This is a genomic window from Verrucosispora sp. SN26_14.1 (assembly GCF_004307965.1).
Classification (GTDB): domain Bacteria; phylum Actinomycetota; class Actinomycetes; order Mycobacteriales; family Micromonosporaceae; genus Micromonospora.
In genome coordinates this window covers 1-2994 of sequence record NZ_SISL01000598.1, presented here as the reverse complement: position 1 = coordinate 2994, position 2994 = coordinate 1, and the positions used below count along the sequence as shown (strand labels likewise).

At 72.7% G+C, this 2994-nt stretch carries 2 protein-coding genes and 1 pseudogene; all 3 read left to right on the top strand.

From position 1 onward, the window contains the following. The first annotated feature begins 118 nt into the window (after nucleotides 1-118). Complete coding sequence (gene murG, locus EYA84_RS29700; RefSeq protein WP_131057404.1) at nucleotides 119-1225, top strand: undecaprenyldiphospho-muramoylpentapeptide beta-N-acetylglucosaminyltransferase; 1107 nt, start codon at nucleotides 119-121, stop codon at nucleotides 1223-1225. A gap of 158 nt (nucleotides 1226-1383) precedes the next feature. After that, nucleotides 1384-2859 carry a UDP-N-acetylmuramate--L-alanine ligase gene (murC, locus tag EYA84_RS29695; RefSeq protein ID WP_131057402.1) on the top strand — a complete coding sequence of 492 codons (1476 nt, stop codon included), beginning with the start codon at nucleotides 1384-1386 and terminating at the stop codon, nucleotides 2857-2859. 32 nt (nucleotides 2860-2891) lie between these two features. Further along, nucleotides 2892-2994 (top strand): annotated as a pseudogene (locus EYA84_RS29690) (peptidase S33); the annotation flags it as partial.

Sequence of the window (2994 nt, the reverse complement as noted above, 5' to 3'; positions counted from 1 at the left end):
AGCTGTGTATAAGCGACAGACCCCAGGCACGCAAGCGGCGCAGTGACGACCAGGCCGCACCGCGTGGCACCCGGGAGGGCCGGGGCCGTGGCGGGTCGGCGGACGAGAGGAGACGTTGATGGGTCCGCTGCGTTCGGTGGTGCTCGCAGGAGGTGGCACCGGGGGGCACATCTACCCGCTGCTCGCCTTCGCCGACTGCCTGCGCCGACACGACCCCGGCGTCCGGATCACCTGCCTCGGCACACCCAAGGGCCTGGAGAACGAGCTGATCCCGCCGGCCGGCTACGACCTGCGCAACATCCCGGCCTACCAGCTGCCCCGGTCGGTCAACCTGAACCTGGTCCGTACCCCGGGCCGGATGTGGACGGCGGCCCGCGCGGCCGGCAAGGTGATCGACGAGGTGCGCGCCGACGCGGTGGTCGGCTTCGGCGGGTACGTGTCGGTGCCGGCGTACCTGGCCGCGTGGCGGCGGGAGCTGCCCATCGTGATCCACGAGGTGAACGTGCCACCGGGGGTGGCCAACCGGCTGGGCATGAAGTTCACCAAGCACATCGCGGTGGGTTTCCCGCACCAGCCGGCCCAGGCCGAGTCGCTGCGTGACGCCCGGGTGGTCGGGGTGCCGCTGCGCCGGGCCATCGCCGGGCTGGACCGGGCCGCCATGCGCAACGCCGCCCGCGCCCACTTCGGACTCCGTCCCGACCTGCCGGTACTGTTCGTCGCCGGTGGATCGCAGGGCGCCCGCTCGATCAACCTGGCGGTGGCCGGGGCGGCCAAGGAGTTGGCCCGCAACGGCATCCAGGTGCTGCACGTGATGGGCGCCCGTAACGAGCCGGTGCCGGTCCCGACCGACCTCCCGGTGCCGTACGTGAGCCTGCCGTACCTCTCCGACATGGATGCCGGGTACGCCGCCGCGGACCTGATGCTGGGCCGGGGCGGGGCGATGACCTGTGCCGAGGTGGCCGCGATCGGCCTGCCGACCATCTACGTGCCGTACCCGCACAGCAACCAGGAGCAGAAGCGCAACGCGTTGCCGGTGGTGGAGGCCGGTGGCGGCCTGCTGGTCGACGACGCGGAGCTGACCCCGGACTGGCTGGAGCGGACGGTGATCCCGCTGGTCCGCGACCCGCAGCGGCTGCACGCGATGAGTGAGGCCGCCGCCGGGTACGGCCGGCGCGACGGCGACGAGGCACTGCTGAACTTCGTCTACGAGGCGGTGAACCGGTGAGTCGGCCGAGTTCCCGAACGAAAGGTTGGCTCCGGTGAGCGCGAGGAGTGAGCCGGGGTTGCGAGCCCCGGAGTCGCGAACGAAAGGTTGGCTCCGGTGAGCGCGAGGAGTGAGCCGGGGTTGCGAGCCCCGGAGTCGCGAACGAAAGGTTGGCGCAGATGACCACGTTCAGCCCGGCCGGCACGCTGACCGCCGAGGACCTGGGCCACATCCACCTGATCGGGGTGGGTGGCGTCGGGATGAGCGGTCTGGCCCGGCTCTTCCTGACCCGGGGTCTGCCGGTCTCCGGAAGCGAGCTGCGGGAGTGGCCGTCCCTGGCGGGCCTGCGGGCGCTCGGCGGGACGATCCACATGACCCACGAGGCGACCAACCTGGACGGTGTGGACACCGTCGTGTACTCCTCGGCGATCCCCGCCGACCATCTGGAGATGGTCGAGGCACGGGAGCGCGGGCTGCGGGTGCTGCACCGGTCGGAGGCGCTCGCGGCGGCGATGACGGGCCGGCGCACGGTGGCGGTGGCGGGTACGCACGGCAAGACCACCACCACCTCCATGGTCACCATGGTGTTGCAGCGGGCCGGCACCGATCCGTCCTTCGTGATCGGTGGGGAGATCTCCGAGGGCGGCTCCGGCGCGCACCACGGCACCGGCGAGTACTTCGTGGTCGAGGCGGACGAGAGCGACCGCTCGTTCCTCATCTACCGGCCGTTCGTCTCGATCATCACGAACGTCGAGGCCGACCACCTGAACACCTACGGCGACCTGGCCACCCTGGAGGCGGCCTTCGCCGAGTTCGCCCGGCTCACCGACCCGGCGGGCTTCGTCATCACGTGTGCCGACGACCCGGGTGGTCGGCGGCTGGCGGACACGCTGCGCGCCGAGGGGCGTCGGGTGTACACCTACGGCGAGGCCGACGACGCCGACCTGCGGCTGAGCGACATCGCGTCGTCGGCCCAGGGGGTGCGCTACCGGGCGCACATCGACGGTCGGTCGCTGGGCGAGTTCCGGCTGCCGGTGCCGGGTCGGCACATGGGGCTCAACAGCGCCTCGGCGGTGCTGGCGACGTACCTGCTGGAGCTGCCGTTGACGGCGGCCGAGGCGGCGCTGGCGGCCTTCCCCGGCGTACGCCGACGGTTCGAGCGCAAGGGCGTGGTGGACGGGGTGCTCGTCTACGACGAGTACGCCTACCACCCCACCTCGATGACGTTGGCTCTGCAGACGTTGCGGGAGGTGGCCGGCGAGGGGCGGCTGATCGTCGTCTTCCAGCCCTACCGGCTCTACCGCACCCGTGATCTGCAGGCGGAGATCGCCGAGGCGCTCGCGATCGCCGACGAGCTGGTGCTGCTGGAGGTCTTCGGCCCGGGGGAGCTGCGCGGCCCGGGCGAGGGGTCGGCGGCGCTGATCGAGGCGGTGGCGCTGCCGTCGGGGCAGAAGGTCTTCGTCGACTCGTGGGAGGACGCGCCGGTGGAGGTGGCCCGGCGGGCCCGCCCCGGTGACGTGGTGGTGACGATGGGCGCCCCGCCGATCTCGCTGATGGGCGACGAGCTGCTGGTCGTGTTGACCGCGCGGGCCGCCGGTCCGCAGGTGGCGGCCGGTGGTGGCGCGGTTGTCGGCGTGGACCGTACGGCGGAATGAGTCCCGGCCCGGCGCGCGGGCGCGGCACCGGTGTGGACGGCGGCGGAGGTCGCCGTCCCACCCGACGGTGGCAGCTGGTCCGGGCCGGCCGGGACGCGGTACCCGCCTCCACCCGGCGGTTCATGGCCCGGGCCC